Here is a 20,533-nt window from a genome sequence, read left to right on the forward strand (position 1 = left end):
TGTGCGCCCGGGCACAGTAGTTCGGTCGGCCGTGCACGTGTCATCTACCGCGCCGGCCGATAGCCGATCGTGCGCTCTGCGAGAATTTCACCGTGCATGTCGCGATCGGCCTGGTTGTTCTCGTCGCGTCGGCGGCCGCGTTGGCGGCGCTGGCGCGACGGTTCGGGATCTCCGAACCGCTGGTACTGACGGTGGGCGGGGTGGCGGCGTCGTATCTGCCGTTCGTGCCGGAGATCCATTTGGAGCCGGAGATCATTCTGCTCGGTTTCCTGCCTCCTTTGCTGTATACCGCCGCGATCCGCACGTCGCTGGTGGATTTCCGGGCGAATGCGCGCACGATCGGGTTGTTGTCGGTGGGGTTGGTGTTGTTCACGACCTTCGCCGTGGCGGTGGTGGTGTGGTGGTTGCTGCCGGTGCCGTTCGCGGTCGCTGTCGCGCTGGGTGCGGTGGTGGCTCCGCCGGATGCGGTGGCCGCCACGGCGGTGGCGCGGCGGATCGGGATGCCGCGGCGGATCGTGACGATCCTGGAGGACGAGTCGCTGTTCAACGACGCGACCGCGCTGGTGGCGTTGCGGACGGCGCTGGCGGCGATGGTGGGCACGGTGTCGGTGTGGGCGGCGGGCGCCGATTTCGCGCTGGCGGCCGGTGGCGGCGCGGCGGTGGGAGTGGTGGTGGCCTATCTGCTGGCGATGTTGCGGCGGCGGATCACCGACCCGGTGATGGACACGACGTTGTCGTTCCTGGCGCCGTTCGCGGCGTATCTGCCCGCCGAGGGCATTCACGCCTCGGGGGTGATCGCGGTGGTCGTGTGCGGGATGATCCTCGGGCACAATGCGCCGGTGTGGCAGAGCGCCGCGTCGCGGATCGCCGAGCGCATCAATTGGCGCACGATCCAGTTCATCCTGGAGAGCGCGGTGTTCGTGCTGATCGGGTTGCAGGTGCGCGGCATCGTGGAGGGTGCTTGGCACAGCGAGCTCGACCACGCCACCCTGCTGTGGTCGGCGGTGGCGGTGCTGGCCGCGACGATGTTGGCGCGTCCGGTCTGGGTGTTCGGGTCGTCGTTGTTGTCGCGCAGTCTCGGTGGTGGCGAGGCGGTGCCGGTGAGTCATCTGGTGGTGGTGTCGTGGGCGGGGATGCGGGGGGTGGTGACGTTGGCGGCGGTGCTGCTGCTGCCGCAGGACACTCCGTTGCTGGCCGTGCTGCGGCTGCTGGCGCTGGTGGTGGTGGCGGGAACGCTGCTGGTGCAAGGCACGTCGTTGCCGTGGCTGGTGCGGTGGCTGCGGTTGCGCGCGCCCAGTCGCGCCGAGGACGCGTTGCAGAAGGCCAACGTGTTGCAGCAGGCGACCGCGGCCGGTTTGGCCGCTCTCGAGCGGGAAGTCACGCCGGACACGCCGCCGGGGGTGGTGCAGACGTTGCGTGATCGCGTCCTGTGGAAGGCCAACGCCGCCTGGGAGCGGTTGGGGCGGGCGGAGTCGGAGCTGGTGACACCCACCGCGGAGTACCGGCGGCTGCGGTTGGCGATGTTGCAGGCCGAACGCGAAACCGTCTTGCGCGTACGGGATTCGGGCGCCGTCGACTACGAGATCCTGCAGCATGTGCTGGCGCAGTTGGATCTCGAGGAGTCGATCATCGATCGCTACGACGAGACCGAGGAAGAACGGGTCGAACCGCTGGCGGCGGCGGGGGCCGACGACGCTTGCGCGCATCTGCGGGACGCGCCGCTGGTGCGTGCGCACGGCGGGCCGGACGAATGCGGCGAATGTCTCGCGGAGGGACTGGCGTGGGTGCATCTGCGGATGTGCTTGTCGTGCGGGCACATTGCCTGCTGCGACTCTTCTCCGGGCAATCACGCGACCAAGCACTACGGCGCCAGCGGGCATCCGGTGATGCGCAGTGTGGAGCCGGGAGAGGCGTGGCGCTGGTGCTATGTCGACGAGCTGCTCGGTTAGCCGGAGTGGGTCAGCGCTGCGCGTGGGAGTAGATCAGGCGCGCGTATTCGGCCAGCAGCTGGTCCAGTGACAGGTTCTCCCCGCCCGCGGCGATCTGCTGGTAGCCGACGAGCATCGCCATGCCCAGTGAGGTGACCACGGCGGCGGTGTCGTCGTCGCCGACGACCCCCTTGATCGCTTTGTGCACGGTGCGCCTGCGGGATTCGTCGACGCGCTTGAGTGCGAGGTTGACCGATTCGTCGTTGGCCGCCCAGGCGCGGATGGCGGCTTCGGCGGAATGGTGCAGTCCGGCGGCGAGGTCGGACATGGCGCGGATGTCGTCATCGGGGTTGCCCTGGTTGAACGGCATGGTGCCCAGGATGCGCACCTGGCGGTTCTCCCAGTGTTCGAGCAGGGCGTCGACGAATCCTTGCCAACTGCCGAAGTGGTGGTAGAACGATCCGCTGGTGACGCCGAGCTGCCGGCACAGGACGCCGATGTTGAGACCTTTGAAGCCGAGTTCGGCGAGCACTTCCAAGCCGGTGTCGAAGTACTGCTCCTTGGTGACCACTCGTGACATACGCGCGCCGTTCTCTTCGTTCGGTCAGGGGGAGGGACCGAACAGTACCCCATCGTAGCGTCGGCTGGACCGACCTCGGGAAGTACCGATGCGTACGCCGAGAAGACGCTTCGGTACCTGTTACCTGCTGAAATATTTAGCGCGCGTGGGTGGATCGCGCGCGGAGCTGCTCAGCGAGGTGCCCGAAGGTGTCGCCGCCGAGCTGGCCGCCACCGACGCGGTGCTTGTCGAGTCGCTGGTGCGGCTGTCGCGGCAGTTGTGGCAGCGCAGCGCTGCGGCCACCGTGCGGGGCGCACTCGAAATTGCTGCGTCGCAAGAATTCCCCCTCTTTCCGTGGGTTGGTAATTCCTGATGGATTGCTGTGTTGCGCCTTTTCCTCGGCTTCACGGTGAAGTCGTCGGCGGAATGCGGCACGGTGGGAGCGGGAATCTTTTCATCGGACCGGGTGATGGCCGAAGCCGGAGAGATGGCGATGAACCCCAGCTCAGCGCGTATCAGAGGTGGAACACCGGCGGTTACCCCGTCCGGTGCAGGCCGGTTTCTGTTTATTCATTCCTTGTTCACGAGAAAGACGATCGCGTCATACACGCTGCTGACTTCGTGTTTTCTACCGAAAGGGAGCGATCGTGGAATTGCTGACAGTTCTCGCCGACCTCATGACCGCCGTGTTCCAAGCCGGTAGCGGCAGCGCGGCCTGACCCGCCCCGCCGCGGCGGTCGGTCCGCGACCCCATCGCCCGGCGCGGCGGAATCCGCACGGCCGGAATCACCGATCCCGTTGCCGGAGAAGTGGTTCGGTCGTGCGCGGACGAACCGGTCGTGGATCCGGAAACGGGCGAAAACGCCCCGCCGAGCACGGTCGGACACCTACGGTCTGGGAAAGCCGGGTGTACCGAACGGGGTTGTGCGATGACCGAACCGAACACGTCCTGCGCCGCGTTCCAGCACAGCGCCGCGATCGATCCGGACGCGGTGGCCGTCCGGTCCATCGGCGGCGGACGAACGCTCACCTGGCGCGTGTACGCCGAAGAAGTGCGCGCGGTCGCGGCGGGCCTGGCCGCGCTGGGTGTCGGCCGCGGCGACACGGTGGCGTTGATGATGGGCAACCGGGTGGAGTTCTATCCCCTGGAAGTCGGCGCGCAGCACACCGGCGCGACCTCGTTCTCGGTGTACAACACCCTCTCGCCCGAACAACTGACCTACGTGTTCGCCAACGCGGGCAATCGGGTGGTGATCTGCGAGCAGCAGTACCTCGAGCGGATCCGTGCCTGCGGCACGCCGATCGAGACCATCGTCTGCATCGACGCCACGCCCGAGGGCGCCGTGGGGCTCGATGAACTGAAAGCCATGGGCCGCCCCGATTTCGACTTCGAGGCGACCTGGCGGGCCGTGCGGCCCGACGACGTGCTCACCCTCGTCTACACCTCCGGCACCACCGGCAACCCCAAGGGTGTGGAGATCACCCACGCCAATCTGCTGGCCGAAGCGCGAGCGTTCCACGCGGTGCTGCCGGTGGAGTTCGGCGACCGGCAGACCTCCTACCTGCCTTCGGCGCACATGGCCGACCGGTTCTGCTCGCTGTATCTGCAGCAGGTGTACGGCACGCAGATCACCGTGGTGCCCGACCGGTCGCTGCTGCCGGCCGCGTTGGCCGACGTGCACCCCACCATCTGGGGCGCGGTGCCGCGGGTGTGGGAGAAACTGAAGGCCGCTATCGAGTTCTCCGTCACCGCCGAACCCGACGACGCCCGGCGCGGGGCGCTGCGGTGGGCGCTGGACGTGGCGGCGCGCAAGGCCGACGCCCAGCTGCGCGGCGAACCGATCGATGACCAGCTGGCGGCCGAATGGGCGCGGGCCGACGAGCAGGTGCTGTCGGCGTTGCGCGCCGGAATCGGCCTGGACCGACTGAAGTGGGCGATGTCGGGCGCCGCGCCGATTCCACCGCAGACCCTCGGGTTCTTCTTCGGCATCGGCATCCCGATCTCGGAGATCTGGGGCATGTCCGAACTGACCTGCGTGGCCAGCGCCTGCTCGCCGGAGCAGGCGCGGCTGGGTTCGGTGGGCCGGATGCTGCCGGGAATGCAGTGGCGGATCGCCGAGGACGGGGAATTCCTGGTGCGCGGGCCACTGGTGATGAAGGGCTACCGCAAACAGCCGCGGCAGACCGCCGAAGCGCTCGACCCGGACGGGTGGCTGCACACCGGCGACATCATGTCCGTCGACGCCGAGGGGTATCTGCGGGTGGTCGACCGCAAGAAAGAGCTGATCATCAACTCGGCGGGCAAGAACATGTCCCCGGCCAACATCGAGAACGCGATCAAGGCCTCGACGCCGCTGGTGGGCGCCATCGCCACCATCGGGGACGCGCGCCCGTACAACACGGCGCTGATCGTCATCGACGCCGAGACCGCGGCACTGTATGCCGCCGAGCACGCGCTGCCGGATGCCTCGGCGGCGGCGTTGGCGGCCGAGGACGGGGTGATCGCCGCGATCGCGCGCGGCGTGGCGGCGGGCAACGCCACGTTGTCGCGGGTCGAGCAGATCAAACGGTTCACCGTGCTGCCGGTGTTCTGGGAGCCCGGCGGCGACGAGGTCACCTTGACGATGAAGTTGCGGCGCAAGCCGATCGCCGACAAGTACGCCGAGCAGATCGCACAGCTCTACGCCGAAGACCTCGCCGCGACCGTGCACGAACCCGACGGGCAGCGATCCCGCGCCGGCGGCGCGGACACGCTCACAGCTGGAAGGTGAGCCGCTGCGGGCGCACGTAGTCGGCCGGATCGTGCAGGGTGCGCAGTTCCGGTCGCCGTGGCGCGGTGATCCGTTCCAGTTCCGCGCGCAACGGTGCGTCGTAGGTCGCCGCGCTCGCGGTGAGTCCGGGCAGCCAGTTGTCGTGATGGCTCGGCACGAACAGCGCGGGGGTGAGGGCTTCGATGTAGGTGCGGGGATCGCGCAGCCCGTTGCTGATCTGGTTGTAGCCCTGCACCGCGCCGATCTGCACGTCGGTGGCCGGGAGCGCGGCGAGGGTGTCGAAGACCTGCGGGGCGCGTTCGGTGAGCGGTCCGGTCGAGTCGTGCCACACCAGGCACAAGCCCGGCACCCGGAACTGGTACAGCAGCACCCCTCCTTCGGGGTCGCGCAGCCGCGGCACACCTTGCAGCAGACCGCTCAGCGTCGGCGGGTGGGTCAGCACGATGCCCGGTTGCGGGCGGGGAAAGAAGCGCGGTGATCCGCCGACGGGATCGGGCGGGGTGCGTGCGGAGTGCAGGTGCCGCACGACGGTCACCTCGACCGCGCCCACAGCGAAATCCTCCCGGGTGCCGATCGCGGTGCCCGCGTCACCGTGCACGGCGGTGGGGAACGCTGGATCGGTGACCTGTGCGGCGATGCTCGCGCAGTGCTCGGCGGTGCCGTGTACGACCGCGCCGCTGGCCTGGGCGATGCGTCCGGCGTCGGCGGCGTGGTCGAAGTGGCCGTGGCCGATGAAGATCGCCGCAGGTGCCAGGTCCACCAGGTCCTGCGGGGTGGCGGGGACGTAACCGGTGCTGGTCAGCCGGGGCACCCACGCGTCGAGCAGGAACACCGAACCGCCGATGGCCAGGGCGAAGGTGGTGCAGCCGACCCACGACAGCACGACCCGGTCGGTGCGCAGGGCGCCGGTCTGCGGGTCGACGGTGTCGGCGCCGAAGAAGCGGGCGCGCGCGGCGATCGTGCGCGGGTCGGCGGGATCGGCCGCCGGCCGCAAGACGCCTGCGCTGAGGGAGGTCAGTTTGCCGCCAGGGCCGAACAGGCCGAGGCCGGGAAGCTTGCACACCCCCGTACCCCATCACGTGCGGGGGATGCGGGCAAGAGACCGGCTACAGGCGTACGCCCAGCAGGGCGTCGACGGCGGTGGTGATCAGCGTGGGGGCGTCGGTGTCCTGGCCGCCGTAGTCCAGTGCCTGGCGGGCCCAGTTGTCGAGGGCGTCGAGCGCCTTGGGGGTGTCCAGATCGTCGGCCAGGTGCTGGCGCAGGCGGGCGACGGTGTCGGTGGCCGACGGGCCCGCGGGCAACGCGGTGGCTTCGCGCCACAGCTCCAAGCGCTGCTGCGCCCGCTCGAGCAGGGCGTCGGTCCACATCCGGTCTTGCCGGTAGTGGCCGGCCAGCAGGCCGAGGCGGATGGCGGCCGGGTCGACGCCGCCGCGGCGCAGCGTGGACACCAGCACGAGGTTGCCGCGGGACTTCGACATCTTCTCCCCGTCCAGCCCGATCAGGCCGGCGTGCACGTAGTGGCGGGCGAAGCGGCGGCCGGCGATGAGCGACTCGGCGTGCGCGGCGGAGTATTCGTGGTGGGGGTAGATCAGGTCACTGCCGCCGCCCTGGATGTCGAATTCCGGGCCGATGCGGTTCAACGCGATCGCCGAACACTCGATGTGCCAGCCGGGTCGGCCCGGGCCGAACGGGGCGGGCCAGGACGGCTCGCCGGGCCGCGCCGAGCGCCACAGCAGCGCGTCGATGGTGTCGCGTTTACCGGGACGGTCCGGGTCGCCGCCGCGTTCGGCGAACAGCCGCTGCATGGTGGCGCGGTCGTAGCCGGATTCGTAACCGAACTGGTCGGTGGCGTCGGCGCGGAAGTAGATGTCGGGGTACTCGGCGTCGTCGACGACGTAGGCGGCGCCGGAAGCCAGCAGTTTCTGCACGAATTCGACGACCTCGTCGACGGATTCGACGGCGCCGACGTAGTCGCGGGGCGGCACGATCCGCAGCGCGGCCATGTCCTCACGGAACAGGTCGGTCTCCGCCGCGCCGAGGTCGCGCCAGTCCACGCCGTCGCGGGCGGCGCGTTCGAACAGCGGGTCGTCGACGTCGGTGACGTTCTGCACGTAGTGCACGTCGTGGCCCGCGTCGCGCCACAGCCGGTTGACCAGGTCGAAGGTCAGGTAGGTGGCGGCGTGCCCGAGGTGGGTGGCGTCGTAGGGGGTGATGCCGCAGACGTACATGGTGGCGGTGGGGCCGGGGGTGACCGGGCGCACCAGACGGTCGGCGGTGTCGTACAACCGCAACGGCGGTCCTGCTCCAGGGACGGTGGGGAGGGCGGTATCGGACCAGGACTGCATGCTTACGAGGGTAAAGGTGTGGTGGAGATCATCGGCCCCCGGCCCGGTCGCCGCGCCCATGCGGCCGGTAGGGTCGCCTGCCGCGACCTGCGTCTTCCAGCAAATCGTGGGATGTCAATAATTACGGTTTCGCTGAATCAGCTGTCGGTGCCGCGGGTGGGATCGGTGACGGTGTTGGGGCCGATCGCGAACGTCCCGTCCAGTTCGGGGATGTCGGGATCGGTGTCGGCGAGTGCGAGCTGAGTGAATTCGCCGCGCGCGACGTCGAACTCGAGTTCGTGATAAGCGACCGTATCGCCCCAGTCCGCGGAAGGCAACGAGATGAACCGCATGGTGAACCGCCCGGAGTCCACCGAACCCTCGGTCATGACGTAGACGCCGAAGTGGTTCTCCCCCGCCGAGCTCAGCCAGTAGACGCCGTTGTCGTAGAGGTGCAGGTCGGTGTCGGGGTAGGGCTTCTTGTCGTAGAGGTGCACGTAGTGCAATGCGATGCGGTAGGTCGGCGCGCCGACGGCGACCCGCACCACCGGCGCCGCGCGATCGGGAGTGGAGTGGGGCATCGCGTCCTCCTCGTCGTCGCGCCGAGCGCTCGAAGCTTCAACTGTGCCAGGAAACCCCGCGCACGGCAGCGGTGGCGATCAGAACGCCGGCCACGGAATGGGCCGGGAGGTGCGCGGCAGCGGCATCACCGGGTCGTCGAGCACCTGCTGGGTGCGTTCGATCAACGCGTCGATCTCGGCGTCGGTGATGTGCTCGCCGAGCGTGTCGGCGAACGCGCCCGGCAACTGCTTGGCGAAGGCGGTGATGTCGGCGATCAGCCCGTCGTCGATGGGCTGCCCGGCCCAGCCCCACAGCACCGTGCGCAGTTTGTGGTCGGTGTGCAAGCAGATGCCGTGGTCGACGCCGTAGACCTGCCCGTCCACCCCTTCCAGCGCGTGCCCGCCCTTGCGGTCGGCGTTGTTGAGCAGGACGTCCAGCACCGCCATGCGCTGTAACCGCGGATCGTCGGCGTGGATCAGCGACACTTCGTTGCCGACGTCGTCCACCGCGCGCAGCACCTCGCGGAAGCCGTCGGGCACCGCGCCCGCGGGGCACAGGTCGATCAGGTCGAGGCGGTCGCCGCGGTCGGTGTGGTTGTCGACGCCCACGACCCAGCGTTGCACCATGCCGAAGCCGAAAGGGCCGTCGCGCAAGATGGTTTCGGGGATCACGCCCCAGCCGATCGCCTCGGAGATCAGATACGAGGCCACCTCGCGCCCGGCCAGGGTGCCGTCGGGGAAATCCCACAGCGGTCGTTCGCCGCGGATCGGTTTGTAGACCACCCGCAGGGGTGTCTCGCCGGTGGCGGTGTCGTTCACGTCGCAGACCAGGGTGACGTTGCTGGCGGTGCTGACCCGCCCGATCACGGTCAGTTCACCGTTGTGGAATCCGTCCCCGGCCTCGGCCACCGAATCACTCCTCCATTTCGGCCGCGCCGAAGATCTCACCGCGTTTGTAGCCGTTGGTGCGCACGCACATGTGCCCGCGCGCCGACAGCGGCTCACCGCACAGCGGGCACGGCGGGCGGCCCGCCGCGATCACCCGGGTGGAGCGCAGCGCGAATTCGCGGGCTTGGATCGGGGTGAGGAACACCCGCACCGCGTCGGGCCCCTCTTCGGTGTCGTCGAGGACCACCGACTCGTCGACCTCGGTCTCGGTGATCGCCAGCAGTTCCACCACCACCGCGCCCGCGTCGGCGTCCCAGCCCAGGCCCATGGTGCCGACACGGAACTCGGCGTCGATGGGGGTGACCAGCGGTGCGTTGTCGGCGACGTCCTCGGCCTGCGGGGGCACTTCGGCGCCGAAGCGGCGCGCGACCTCGTCCAGCAGCAGACCCATCCGGTCGGCGAGCACCTTGACCTGCTGCTTTTCCAGCAGCACGCTGACCACGCGCGGTTCCTGCACGGCCTGCAGATAGAACGCGCGATCGCCCGGCTCACCGACGGTCCCGGCGACGAAACGATCGGGGGTGCGGAATACATGGATTGCGCGTGACACATGCACCTCCTGATATGACCCTGATCGACTACCCGCGGCGCGGGGATTCCATACAACGACCGCTCGGTTGTTTACAAGGAATCTCGACGCTCCGCATTCCCATTATCCGCACTTGCGCTATTGCCGAGCTCGCCACCGGGGACTGGTCCGGAGACGTCGGGTCCCGGCGTCGACGACGACGCCGCTTGCTGTTGAGCGCCGGAGGCGGCGAGGGCCGACAGGTCGGCGCCGGTGTCGTTGAGCCGCCACACGTACGGGGCGGTCGGGGTGTAGCGCACGACGCTGAGCGAGGCCGGTTCGACGAGGATCCGCTGGAAGCCGTCGAGGTGGATGCCCAGGGCGTCGGCGAGTACCGACTTGATCACGTCGCCGTGGGTGCACGCCACCCACAGTGCGTCGCGGCCGTGCTGGGTGGCCAGGGCGCGGTCGTGTTCGCGGATCGCGGCGACCGCGCGGGCTTGTACTTGCGCCAGCCCTTCTCCGCCGGGGAACACCGCGCCGGAGGCGTGCCGTTGCACGACCTTCCACAGCGGTTCCTCCAGGAGTTCGGCGATGGGCCGCCCGGTCCACTCGCCGTAGTCCACCTCGAGCAGCCGGTCGTCGAATACCGGTTCCAGCCCGAACTTTTCCGCCAGCGGCGCGACCGTGCGCTGGCAGCGCAGCAGCGGGGAGTGCACGATTCGTTCGATCGGCAGCCCGGCCAGTCGTTCGGCCACGGCCCTCGCCTGCTCCTCGCCGCGCTCGGTGAGCTCGACGCCGGTGCTGCGACCGGCCAGGGTGCGGGCGGTGTTCGAGGTCGACACACCGTGCCGCAACAGGATCACCGTCATGCGGTCAGCCTAGCGATCATGTCGCCGAGACCACCCCGCCCGCCAGCAGACCCATGAGGATCGCGCCCAGCACGATGCGGTAGCCGACGAACCAGTACAGCGAGTGGCGTGCCACGAAACGCAGCAGCCACGCCACCGACGCGTAGCCGACCGCGAACGCCAGCACGGTGGCCACCAGCAGTTGCGGTCCGCTGGCGTTGAGGCCCTCACCAGCGGGTTCGAACGCGTCCGGCAGGCTGAACAGGCCCGAGGCGGTCACGGCCGGGATGGCCAGCAGGAACGAAAACCGTACGGCCGCTTCGCGCTCCAAGCCCAAAAACAGGCCCGCGGTGGAGGTGGCGCCCGAGCGCGAGACACCGGGGATCAGCGCCAGGCACTGCGCGAAACCCATGGCCAGCCCGTCACGGGTGGTCAGTTGCTCGATCGGGCGATCCTTGCGGCCGAAGTGTTCACCGGCGGCGATGACCAGGGCGAAGAAGATCAGCATGAACGACACCAGCCACAGATTGCGGGCGCCGGTGCGGATCTCGTCTTTGAGCAAGAATCCCAGCACACCGATCGGGATGGTGGCGATGATCACATACCAGCCGATGCGGTAGTCGAGTTCGCGCTGGGCCTGTTCGTCGAAGACGCGCTTGTGGTCGGCGGTGATGACCGGAAGTCTCGTCGTGGGCTGATCGTGCAGCGGGATCTGCTGGCGGCCGCGCGTGGTCAGTTGCTCGCGCAGACCCGCGAACCAGGCCAACAGGATCCGCCAGATGTCCTTGGCGAAGTACACCAGCACCGCGGCCTCGGTGCCCAGCTGGGTGACCGCGGTGAACGAGGCGCCCGCGTCGTCGCCGAAGAAGACCGACGAGACGATGCGCAGATGCGCCGAGGAGGAGATCGGCAGGAACTCCGTCAGTCCCTGCACCAGACCCAGCACCAAGGCCTGCACCCAGGTCATCGACTCGCCTACCACGAACCATCCTCCACTTCCGCGCGGAATACGCGTCGCTACCTGGGCATTGGTGCGGCGATCGGTCGATTCTTCCTGACCACCGCGCCAATCACGCAGCGACAGTACAGTGTCGAGGCCGCGGCGGCGTGCCCGGCCGTGGCGCTGCCGCCGCCGCGCGGGTCGCGGGTGTGCTCGCCGCACCCGAGCGCGACCCACTGTGCTGGTGGCCGCCGAGTCGCGTATCCACACTCTAGGCTTGGCGCCGTGACGAATGCGCGGACACGGTGATGGAACAGCGGACGGTGGGCCGCAGCGGCCTGCGGGTGTCGCGGATGGGCCTGGCGACCCATACCTGGGGTGCGCACACCGACGCCGAGGACGCGGCGGGGCAACTGGTGGCGTTCGTGGAGGCGGGCGGCACACTGGTGGACACCTCCCCCGCCTACGCGGGCGGGGCCGCGCAGCGGATCCTGGCCGAATTGCTCGGTGACCTGGTCTCCCGCGACGAGCTGGTGCTCAGCGGTTGCGCCGGGATCGCGCCGTGGGGATTCGCCGCGGCGGGGATGCCGGAGGCGGCGCAGGTCACCGTGGACACCTCGCGGCGGGCGCTGCTGCGGCAGCTGGACCGCACGCTGCTGGAGTTCGGCACCGACCATCTCGACATCTGGAATGTCGCGGTGTGGGATCCGCGGACGCCGTTGGAGGAGGTCGCCTCCACGTTGGAGCAGGTGGTGCGCTCGGGCCGGGTGCGTTACGCGGGGGTGCGCGGGTTCGGGGCCTGGCAGCTGGCCAGTCTGGCCGCGGTGGCGCCGGTGACCGCGGCGCAGACGCCGTATTCGCTGCTGGCGCGGGGGGCGGAGACCGATGTCGTGCCCGCCGCGCGGTTCCACGGTGTCGGGGTGATCGCCTCGGCGCCGTTGGCGGGCGGCATCCTCACCGGCAAGTATCGCGACGGTGTTCCCGCTGATTCGCGCGGCGCCGACGAGGCGACCGCGGCGGAGATCCGCAGTGGTCTCGACGACCGCGCCACCCGGGTGGTGGATGCGCTGGTGACCGCCGCGGACGGGTTGGGCACCTCGCCGCTGGCGGTGGCGCTGGCCTGGATCCGGGACCGGCCGGGTGTGGCGAGCATGATCGTCGGCGCCCGCGATATCGGGCAGCTCACCGGCGTGCTGGCCGCCGAGACCCTGGAGTTGCCGCGGGCGATCGCCGCGGCCCTGGACGACGTCAGTGCACGCGCGGAGTGACACAGATTAGCCTTGCCTGCATGAGCACTGCAGCGGCCAGGGGTGGGAGTCGGATCCGAACCGGATGGCGGCGCGCCCTGCCGATGTTGTTCGCGGTGAGCTTGCTGGCGGTGGTGGTCGCGTGTGGCACCGACGCCGGGTCCTCGCACGGCGGGCACGGGCCGACGACGGCGACGCTGACCGATCTGGATCCGGTGCCCATCGGGCCGGAGCCAACGCCCACGCTGCCGGTGACGGTGCGTTCGTTCGACGGCGCCGAGGTGACCGTCACCGACGCCTCCCGGATCATCGCCGTGGATCGCTACGGCACCCTCGCCCAGATCGTGTACGCGCTCGGGCTGGGGCCCAAGCTGGTGGGCCGCAGCACCTCGGCGGCGTTTCCCGCGGTGCGGGATGTGCCGAACGTGGCCGGGGGCAACGGGTCGCTGAATGTGGAGTCGGTGCTGGCGATGCGGCCGTCGGTGTTCTTGACCGACACCACCAGCGCGGCGCCCGCGGTGCGTGAGCAGTTGCGTGCGGCGGGGGTCACGGTCGTGTACTTCGATCCGGAGCGCACGATGGACGGGGTGGTGCCGCAGATCGAGGCGGTCGCGGGCGCGTTGGGGGTGCCGCAGCGGGGGCAGGCGCTGGCGCAGCGAACCCGCGACGAGATCGCCGCCGCGAGCGCCGCGGTGCCCGCGCCGGACCCGCAGCTGACCATCGCGTTCCTGTATCTGCGTTCCACCGCGATCACGATGCTCGCCGGGCCCGGGTCGGGTGCGGACGCGTTGATCGCGGCGTTGCGTGCGCGGGACGCGGGCGCGGTGGCGGGGGTGAAAGAGCCGTTCACGGCGATCACCAGTGAGGCCATGATCGGCGCGGCGCCGGATGTGCTGCTGGTGATGTCGGACGGGTTGAAGTCCGTCGGCGGTGTGGAGGGGCTGGAAAAGGTGCCGGGGATCGCGCAGACCCCGGCGGGCCGCGACCGGCGTGTGGTGGACATGTCGGATGCGGTGCTGCTGAGTTTCGGGCCGAACACCGGCCGGGTGATCGCGGCGTTGAGCGCGGCGGTGTACGGCACCGGGCACGCATGAGCGTCTCGGAGACGGACACCGCGCGGCCGCCGGTGCCGCCGGTGTCGAAGTCGCGGGGCCGATCGCGGGTGCTGCTGGTGTTCGCGGTGGCGGTGGCCGGGCTGGTCGCGCTGGCGGTGGCGTCGGCGGCGATCGGTCAGGTGCCGACGACGCCCGCCGAGGTCGCGGGCAGCGTATTGCACCGGATCGGGCTGGATGTGGGGCCGATGCCCGCGCATCCTGCCGGTGAGGTGACGTTGTGGCAGGTGCGGTTCCCGCGGGTGGTGCTGGCGATGCTGGTCGGTGCGGCGCTGGCGACAGCGGGTGCGTTGTTGCAGGGTGTGTTCGCCAATCCGCTGGCCGAGCCGGGCGTGATCGGGGTGTCGGCGGGGGCCGCGGTCGGTGCGGGCACGGTCATCGTGGTGGGTGGGGCGTTCGTGGCGGCGTGGTCGGTGGCCGCGGCGGCGTTCGTGGCGGGGCTGGCGACCACGTTGCTGGTGTATCTGCTGGCGCGCTCGGGCGGGCGCACCGAGGTCGTCACGCTGGTGTTGACCGGTGTCGCGATCAACGCGTTCGCGGGCGGATTGATCGCGCTGCTGCTGTTCGTGGCCTCCCCCGCCGCGCGCGATCAGATCGTGTTCTGGCAACTGGGGTCGCTCAACGGGGCCACCTGGGAGTCGGTGGGTGTGGTCGCGCCGCTGGCCGCGGTCGGGGTGGCGGCGGCGGTGCTGCTGGCGCCGCGGCTGGATCTGCTGGCGCTCGGAGAGTCGGCGGCCCGCCATCTGGGTGTCGACGTGGAGCGGTTGCGGCGCAATGTGATCGTGGTGGTGGCGATCCTGGCCACCGCCGGTGTCGCGTTCACCGGGATCATCTTGTTCGTCGGTCTGATCGTGCCGCATCTGGTGCGGATGCTGGTCGGCCCTGCCCACCGGATCCTGATCCCGCTCAGCGCCGTCGTCGGCGCGGTGGTGTTGCTGGCCGCCGACGTCGCCGCCCGCTCCCTCGTCGACAACGCCGACCTGCCGCTGGGCATGCTCACCTCCCTCATCGGCGGCCCGGTCTTCTTCTACCTGCTGCGCCGCACCCGCGCCCGGGCCGGAGGCTGGGCATGAGCGGGCCGCGCCGAGTGGCGCATGGCTGCGGTGAACGCCGAGAAGACCTCTCGATGGTGTGCCACTGGACGGGAGATGTGGGGTGAAGGTGCGGGTTGTGCACGAGGTGCCGGGGTGGCCGCGGCGGGGAGATGTGACGGTGCGGGCGTCGGGGGTGAGTGTGGAGCGGCGCGGGGGCGGGCAGGCGCGGCGGGTGCTCGACGGTGTGGATTTCGAGGCGGTGGCGGGGCAGGTCGTCGCTCTCGTCGGGCCCAACGGGGCCGGTAAGTCGACGTTGCTGGCCGCGTTGGCCGGGGAGTTGGCGCCGAGCGCGGGGACGGTGGAGCTCGACGGGCAGCCGTTGGCGCACTGGACGACGTTGGACATGGCCCGGCGGCGGGCGGTGTTGCCGCAGACCCACACCGTCGGGTTCCCCTTCACCGCGCGGGAAGTGGTGGCGATGGGCCGCGCGCCGTGGGTGCGCACCGAACGCCGCGAACACGACGAGAAACAGATCGCCGCCGCGATGGCCGCCACCGATGTCGCTCATCTGGCCACGCGATCGTTCCCGACCCTGTCCGGTGGTGAACGCGCCCGGGTGGCGTTGGCGCGTGTGCTGGCGCAGGACACCGCCACCCTGCTGCTGGACGAGCCGACCGCCGCGCTGGACCTCGGCCATCAAGAGGCCGTGCTGCGTCTGGCCGCCGAGCGCGCCGACGACGGCGCCGCGGTGGTGGTCGTCTTGCACGATCTGGGTGTCGCGGCCGCCTACGCCGACCGCGTCGCGGTCCTGGACTCAGGTCGCATCGCCGCCGACGGTCCACCCCGTGAGGTGCTCACCACCGAACTGCTCACGCGGGTCTACCAGCACCCGGTCGAAGTGCTCGACCACCCGGTCACCGGGGCACAACTGGTGCTGCCGGTGCGCCGGTGACCGCAGCAGCGGCACCGCCTGCCGGGGTGCCGTCAGGGATCGTGTCCTCAGGTACATGACGAACCGTGACCACAGCTGTGGCAGTGCTCATGTCGCCAGGAAGGTTCTGATGGCTTCGTCGCTGGAGAGATGGTTGGCTCCGACGGTGACCTCGATCGTCGGGTAGTTTCTGCGCACGGCCTCGGCGATGCCGGCGAGCCGATCGGCGACTACTGCGGGGTCGCGTAGCGACTCTCGCCGAAGGCCGTCGAAGCCGGGGAATCCGTCGGCGACCAGGGTTACCTCGGGGTTGTCGATGATGTGGTCGTAGGTAACGATTGCCGGTGTCCTACCGCCAGATCAGTTTCAGCACCGCGGGTGTCAGCAGCATGCGGATGACGGTGGCGTCCAGGATCAGGGCGGCGATCATGCCGTAGGCGATGTATTTCATCAGCACCAGATCCGAGAACCCGAACGCACCGGTGACCACGATGAGGATCGCGGCGGCGGAGGTGATCACGCCGCCGGTGTGGGCGATGCCGTAGCGGATGGCCTCGGGTGCGTCCGCGCCGGCGGCACGCGCTTCCGACACCCGCGACAGTAGGAATACCTCGTAGTCGGTGGACAGCCCGAACACCACCGTCACGATCAGCGCCAGCACCGCGAACATCAGCGGTCCGGGCGTGAACTGGAAGATCCCCGCGCCGTGCCCCTCGACGAACATCCAGGTCAGCATGCCGAGGGTGGACACGAGGCTGAGCGCGCTCATGGCCACCGCTTTCAGCGCGAGCACCAGCGAGCGGAACGCCGCGTACATCAGCGCCAGTGCCGCGGCGACCAGGATGGCCAGCAGTACCGGCAGGCCGTCGAGCAGGCCGTTGATGCTGTCGCGTTCCAGGGCCGGCACGCCCGCGACCATCACCTGCGTGCCGGGCGGTTCGGGAATGGCGCGCAGTGCGGCGATCACCCGGTCGGCGTCGCGTTTGTCGGTCAGCCCGGCGGCGAGCACGTTGATGCCGTCCTTGGTGGGTGCGGCGGGTTCGAAGCGTCCGGTCAGGCCGGGGATCTGGTTGGCGGCGTAGCGGATGTCGCTCAACTGCTGTGGGTCGGCGCCGAGCACCACCAGTTTCAGTGGCTCGGTGCGGAAGCTGGGAAACAGGGCGTCGAAACGTTCCTGCGCCACTCGCGCCGGGTTGTCGTCGGACAGATAGCGTTCGCTCAGGCCGCCGAATTCGATGTGACGTATAGGGATGCTCAGCGCCAGCAGGGCCAGCACGATCGGCACGGCCACCGCCAGGGGGCGGCGCATCGCCCACAGCGCCAGGCGGGAGAAGAAACCGGCGTCGATCTGGGCCTCGGTCTTGCTGCGGGAGAAGCGTTTCCACCCCAGGAAGTCGATGCGGCGTCCGACGATGCTCAACGCCGCGGGCAGCGCGGTCACCGACAGCAGCGCCGCCAGCAGCACCGAGCTGATACCGCCCAGCGGCACCGAGCGCAGCACCCCGTTGGGGAAGATGAACAGCGCCCCGAGGCTGAGGGCGATGATCGCCGCGGAGAACAGCACGGTGCGCCCGGCGGTGGCGACGGTGCGGGCGGTGGCCTCTTCGACGGTGTGGCCCGCGGCGAGTTCCTCGCGGAAGCGGGTGACGGTGAACAGGCCGTAGTCGATCGCCAAGCCCAGGCTGACCAGGGTCATCACGGCGCTGGCGAAGACGTTGACGTCGAGGTGGTCGGTCAGCGCCCGCAGCGCGCCCTGGGTGCCCAGGATGGTCATGCCGCCGATGAGCACCGGCAGCAGCGCGCCGATCACGCCGCCGAACACGAAATACAGCAGGATCGCCACCAACGGCAGGGCGATCATTTCCGCGCGTTTGATGTCGCGTTGCATGCCGGTGTTGATGCCTTCGACGATCGGCTGCAATCCGGCCAGTTGCACGGTCGTGCCGCCCGGGCCGCCGCCTGCGCGTCCGGCGCCGAGATGGTCTTCGATCGCGGCGTAGTTCTGCACCGTCGCGGTGCCCGAACCGCGCAGGCCGACGCTGGCGAAGGCGTGGGTGTGCGTGGCGTCGGTGGCCTGGGCGGAGAACGGGCTGTCCCAGTAGCTGTCGATCTTCTGGATGCGGTCGGGGTAGGCGGCCAGCAATCCGGCCAGGTGCTGGGTGACCGGGCCGCGGACGGCCGGGTCGTCGACGGTGGCGCCGTCGGGTGCGGTGTAGAGCAGGATCAGGTCGCTGTCGGTGTCGCGGCCGAAGGTGCGGTCGGCCAGTTCGGCCGCGGCCACCGATTCGCTGCTCTCGTCGAACCAGCCCTCCTGGGTCAGCCGCCCGGCCAGGTCGCGGCCGTACCAGCCGGAGACCAGCACGAACAGTACGAACAGGGCGAGAACGAGGTAGCGGTTGCGGTGGACCCACCGCCCCCACCGCAGTGATCCGGAACGGCGCATCGCGTCGCGGGTCAGCCGCAGGCCGGGGTGCGGTAGTCGGCCGAGCGCAGGATGCCGCACAGGTCGGTGCGCGAGATCTTCCACTTGCCGTCGACGAGCACGAAGTGCACGACGGTGGTGCGGACCGCGGCGCCGGTTCCGTCCTTGTCCAGCCGCATGGTGGCGGTCAGGGTGCCGTCGTGGTTGTCGAACACCGGATCGGTGACGCCGTAGACGGCGCGCGGGTTGTCCTGCAGCGCCTTGTACATGTCGGGGATGGCCTGGCGGAAGGATTCCCCGTCCTCGATGAGGGCGGTGCGTTCGCTGTCGGGCAGCGCAGGGTCCAGTGCCCGCTTGATCTGGGCGTCCAGGTCGGCGGCGGTGGGCAGCGGCGGGTGGGCGGCACGGGAGGACACGGCGATCGAGGACGACAGCGACGCGTTCGCCGAGGACCGGGCGGCATCGACGGCGGCCTCGTCGGTTCCGGTGTCGCACGCGGCGACGACCGCCGTCAGCAGCAGACCGGCGGCGGTGAGCGCGGCGCGGGCGAGTGGTGTGTGGGTCATCACTTCCTACATACCTTCGATGACGGAGCTGATCCGTCCCAGCAGGGCACGCACGGTCGTGACGTCCCGTCCCGCGGCGGCCTCGATCGTCGCGGTGTCGGGGATCATATCCCGCACCAGGGCGGCGACACTGCGCTCGTCGTCGAGGTCGATGTCGGTGACCGTGGCGTCGGCGGTGGCGAGCACGTCCTCCGGGCCGGGGACGGCATCGCCCAGATCGCGGCGGTAGATCTCCAGTGTCAGGGTGGCGCGGACCGTGCGGAACGCGAAGGGGTGGCCCTCGGCGGTGGTCCCGAAGCCGTGCGCGTGGGGGCCTACGGTGATGTCGTCGATGACAAATCCCGACGTATGGTCGGCTTTCAACCCGGATCTCCCTGTATCGGACAGTGTGGTCTCCACCGTAGCCGCCGCCGCCGACATTCCGCTCGAGCCGCCACCCCGGTCGGTCGGTTGGTTGCCGCATCATGGTCAGATGGTGAGGTTGCGGAAAATTCGTCGGTAGAAGGAGTTCGGTGGATGCGTCCTCGCGGCTCGCTCGTCTCGGTGTTCGCGGGTGCGGCGGTGCTGGTGTTGCTGGCCGGCTGCTCCTCCGGCTCGGGCGGCCCTGATCTGCCGACCAGGGAACCGGCCACCCCCGCGGTCGCGCCTGCGGTGACGACGCCGCCGGTCGGGCGGGTGCTGCCCGCCGGTCCGCTGGCCGAGCTGCAAGCCGATTCCGGCGGCGGGCTGCTGGCCGGTCTGGACGGTTCGGTCCTCACCGTGCTCGATCCCGCCGCCGCCGCGCCGGTGGTGCGCACGGTGACGTTGCCCGATCGCGCGGGCGGTCTCACGCCGGGCAAGCCGGGTGAGATGCTGGCGGGCGCACCGGGGCGGGTGCTGCGAGTGGACCTCGCCTCCGGGGCGGTGTCCGCGGTGGCCGTCGACGGCGATGTGCGGTCGGTACGCGCACGCCCCGACGGCGGGTTGCTGGTCGGCACCGCCGACGGCCGGGTGCTGGACCTGGCATCCGACGGTGCGGTGACCCGCACGGTGTCCGGGCTCGTCTCCGCCGACGTGCTGGCCGAAGCCGGCGGGAACCTGACCGTGCTCGACCGGCATCAGACCGCCATTTTCGAACTCGACCCGGGCGAACAGCGCCCCGGATTGGCGCTGCGCGCCGGTGACGGGGCCACGCAGCTGATTCGTGACACGCGCGGACGGTTCGTGGTCACCGACACCGCGGGCGGCGAACTGCTGGTCTACACCGCGGGACCACTCGTGTTGCGGCAGCGTTTCCCGGTAGGATCTTCGCCTTACGCACTTGCCTACGATCAGCGGTCGGACACCGTGTGGGTGACGTGCACGCAGCGCAACGAGGTCGTCGGATTCGACCTGTCGACTGGTATACCGAAGGAAGTGGGCCGCTACGCCACCGTCAGGCAACCGAACTCGGTGGCTGTCGAGCAACGCACCGGTGATCTGTTCGTGGGGTCCGCGACCGGCGACGGTCTGCAACGGATCGGTGCGGACGATCGGAAGAGAGGGCACTGATGGCTCGGACACCACACGCGGACGAGGATTCCGCGGCATCTACCGAACCGGCAGCACATCGGGGGCGCGGGCGCGCACTGCCCGCGGGCTGGGAAACGACCAGCGACGACTACGAGTACGTGCCGTTGCGGCTGCCGCCGGATGTCACGCGGGTGACCGCGTCCATGCGGCTGGCGATCCAGGCGGAGTTCGGCGGCTGGGAACTCTCGCGGGTGCGCGCCTACACCGACGGCAGCAGGCGGGTGCTGCTGCGGCGGCGAAAATCCGCACTACTACCCCAGCCCGAACCCGGAATGTGAGCC

20 protein-coding genes are annotated in these 20,533 nt (G+C 69.9%); 9 read left to right on the top strand and 11 right to left on the bottom strand.

Annotated elements, in window-relative coordinates:
- The first annotated feature begins 92 nt into the window (after nt 1-92).
- Nucleotides 93-1,949 carry a Na+/H+ antiporter gene (locus ABZ824_RS26695; protein ID WP_356966090.1) on the top strand — a complete coding sequence of 619 codons (1,857 nt, stop codon included), beginning with the start codon at nt 93-95 and terminating at the stop codon, nt 1,947-1,949.
- A gap of 10 nt (nt 1,950-1,959) precedes the next feature.
- Here ABZ824_RS26695 and ABZ824_RS26700 read toward each other — a convergent pair whose 3' ends face one another.
- Nucleotides 1,960-2,508, bottom strand: a complete 549-nt coding sequence (locus ABZ824_RS26700) for a TetR/AcrR family transcriptional regulator (protein WP_355078013.1) — start codon at nt 2,506-2,508, stop codon at nt 1,960-1,962.
- Nucleotides 2,509-2,596: 88 nt separating this feature from the next.
- Here ABZ824_RS26700 and ABZ824_RS26705 point away from each other — a divergent pair, with 88 nt between their 5' ends.
- On the top strand, nt 2,597-2,860 hold the full coding sequence (locus tag ABZ824_RS26705) for a hypothetical protein (RefSeq protein WP_356966092.1): 264 nt from the start codon (nt 2,597-2,599) through the stop codon (nt 2,858-2,860).
- Nucleotides 2,861-3,416: 556 nt separating this feature from the next.
- Nucleotides 3,417-5,258, top strand: coding sequence for a fatty acid--CoA ligase FadD11 (gene fadD11, locus ABZ824_RS26710; RefSeq protein WP_356966094.1), 1,842 nt, complete (start codon nt 3,417-3,419; stop codon nt 5,256-5,258).
- On the opposite strand, the gene ABZ824_RS26715 is transcribed toward fadD11, so the two are convergent.
- From ABZ824_RS26715 to ABZ824_RS26745, 7 genes are all read right to left on the bottom strand, one after another.
- Nucleotides 5,242-6,321: an MBL fold metallo-hydrolase gene (locus ABZ824_RS26715; RefSeq protein ID WP_356966095.1), complete on the bottom strand. Its 1,080-nt coding sequence runs from the start codon at nt 6,319-6,321 to the stop codon at nt 5,242-5,244. The two genes, fadD11 and ABZ824_RS26715, sit on opposite strands and share 17 nt — an antisense overlap.
- 43 nt (nt 6,322-6,364) lie before the next feature.
- Nucleotides 6,365-7,603 carry a cysteine--1-D-myo-inosityl 2-amino-2-deoxy-alpha-D-glucopyranoside ligase gene (gene mshC, locus ABZ824_RS26720; protein WP_356966097.1) on the bottom strand — a complete coding sequence of 413 codons (1,239 nt, stop codon included), beginning with the start codon at nt 7,601-7,603 and terminating at the stop codon, nt 6,365-6,367.
- 137 nt (nt 7,604-7,740) lie between these two features.
- Nucleotides 7,741-8,163, bottom strand: coding sequence for a hypothetical protein (locus ABZ824_RS26725; protein WP_355078009.1), 423 nt, complete (start codon nt 8,161-8,163; stop codon nt 7,741-7,743).
- 78 nt (nt 8,164-8,241) lie between these two features.
- Nucleotides 8,242-9,051, bottom strand: coding sequence for an SCO1664 family protein (locus ABZ824_RS26730; RefSeq protein ID WP_356966099.1), 810 nt, complete (start codon nt 9,049-9,051; stop codon nt 8,242-8,244).
- A 4-nt stretch (nt 9,052-9,055) separates the two neighbouring features.
- On the bottom strand, nt 9,056-9,640 hold the full coding sequence (locus ABZ824_RS26735) for a DUF3090 domain-containing protein (RefSeq protein ID WP_355078007.1): 585 nt from the start codon (nt 9,638-9,640) through the stop codon (nt 9,056-9,058).
- Nucleotides 9,641-9,711: 71 nt separating this feature from the next.
- The gene (locus ABZ824_RS26740) at nt 9,712-10,470 is read right to left on the bottom strand and encodes a histidine phosphatase family protein (protein WP_356966101.1); all 759 of its coding nucleotides are present in this window, start codon (nt 10,468-10,470) and stop codon (nt 9,712-9,714) included.
- A gap of 16 nt (nt 10,471-10,486) precedes the next feature.
- Entirely contained in the window at nt 10,487-11,416 is a 930-nt protein-coding gene (locus ABZ824_RS26745) for an undecaprenyl-diphosphate phosphatase (RefSeq protein WP_355078058.1), read from the bottom strand.
- A 281-nt stretch (nt 11,417-11,697) separates the two neighbouring features.
- Between ABZ824_RS26745 and ABZ824_RS26750 the strand changes: the two genes are divergently transcribed.
- From ABZ824_RS26750 to ABZ824_RS26765, 4 genes are all read left to right on the top strand, one after another.
- Nucleotides 11,698-12,657 carry an aldo/keto reductase gene (locus ABZ824_RS26750; protein WP_355078005.1) on the top strand — a complete coding sequence of 320 codons (960 nt, stop codon included), beginning with the start codon at nt 11,698-11,700 and terminating at the stop codon, nt 12,655-12,657.
- A gap of 83 nt (nt 12,658-12,740) precedes the next feature.
- Nucleotides 12,741-13,730, top strand: coding sequence for an ABC transporter substrate-binding protein (locus ABZ824_RS26755; RefSeq protein ID WP_356966337.1), 990 nt, complete (start codon nt 12,741-12,743; stop codon nt 13,728-13,730).
- Nucleotides 13,727-14,821, top strand: a complete 1,095-nt coding sequence (locus ABZ824_RS26760) for an iron ABC transporter permease (protein WP_356966104.1) — start codon at nt 13,727-13,729, stop codon at nt 14,819-14,821. Before ABZ824_RS26755 ends, ABZ824_RS26760 begins: the two co-directional genes overlap by 4 nt.
- A gap of 82 nt (nt 14,822-14,903) precedes the next feature.
- A complete protein-coding gene (locus ABZ824_RS26765) occupies nt 14,904-15,734 on the top strand; it encodes a heme ABC transporter ATP-binding protein (protein WP_355078003.1) in 831 nt (276 codons plus the stop codon).
- A 328-nt stretch (nt 15,735-16,062) separates the two neighbouring features.
- Here the strand turns inward: ABZ824_RS26765 and ABZ824_RS26770 are convergent, their stop codons facing one another.
- From ABZ824_RS26770 to ABZ824_RS26780, 3 genes are read right to left on the bottom strand one after another with little or no spacing between them, the layout of a single operon-like run.
- Nucleotides 16,063-18,216 carry an MMPL family transporter gene (locus tag ABZ824_RS26770; RefSeq protein ID WP_356966106.1) on the bottom strand — a complete coding sequence of 718 codons (2,154 nt, stop codon included), beginning with the start codon at nt 18,214-18,216 and terminating at the stop codon, nt 16,063-16,065.
- Nucleotides 18,168-18,701, bottom strand: a complete 534-nt coding sequence (locus ABZ824_RS26775; protein ID WP_356966108.1) for a hypothetical protein — start codon at nt 18,699-18,701, stop codon at nt 18,168-18,170. The genes ABZ824_RS26770 and ABZ824_RS26775 overlap by 49 nt, the downstream gene beginning before the upstream one ends.
- A gap of 6 nt (nt 18,702-18,707) precedes the next feature.
- Nucleotides 18,708-19,064, bottom strand: coding sequence for a hypothetical protein (locus ABZ824_RS26780; protein ID WP_356966110.1), 357 nt, complete (start codon nt 19,062-19,064; stop codon nt 18,708-18,710).
- 153 nt (nt 19,065-19,217) lie between these two features.
- On the opposite strand from ABZ824_RS26780, the gene ABZ824_RS26785 reads away from it, so the two are divergent.
- Together ABZ824_RS26785 and ABZ824_RS26790 are read left to right on the top strand one after the other, a co-directional pair.
- A complete protein-coding gene (locus ABZ824_RS26785; RefSeq protein ID WP_356966111.1) occupies nt 19,218-20,231 on the top strand; it encodes a hypothetical protein in 1,014 nt (337 codons plus the stop codon).
- Nucleotides 20,231-20,530 (top strand): DUF5703 family protein, encoded by a 300-nt coding sequence (locus tag ABZ824_RS26790; RefSeq protein ID WP_355077997.1) that lies wholly within the window; start codon nt 20,231-20,233, stop codon nt 20,528-20,530. The genes ABZ824_RS26785 and ABZ824_RS26790 overlap by 1 nt, the downstream gene beginning before the upstream one ends.
- Nucleotides 20,531-20,533 lie beyond the last annotated feature (3 nt).

This window comes from Nocardia sp. NPDC047038 (assembly GCF_040644075.1).
Taxonomy (GTDB): domain Bacteria; phylum Actinomycetota; class Actinomycetes; order Mycobacteriales; family Mycobacteriaceae; genus Nocardia; species Nocardia sichangensis.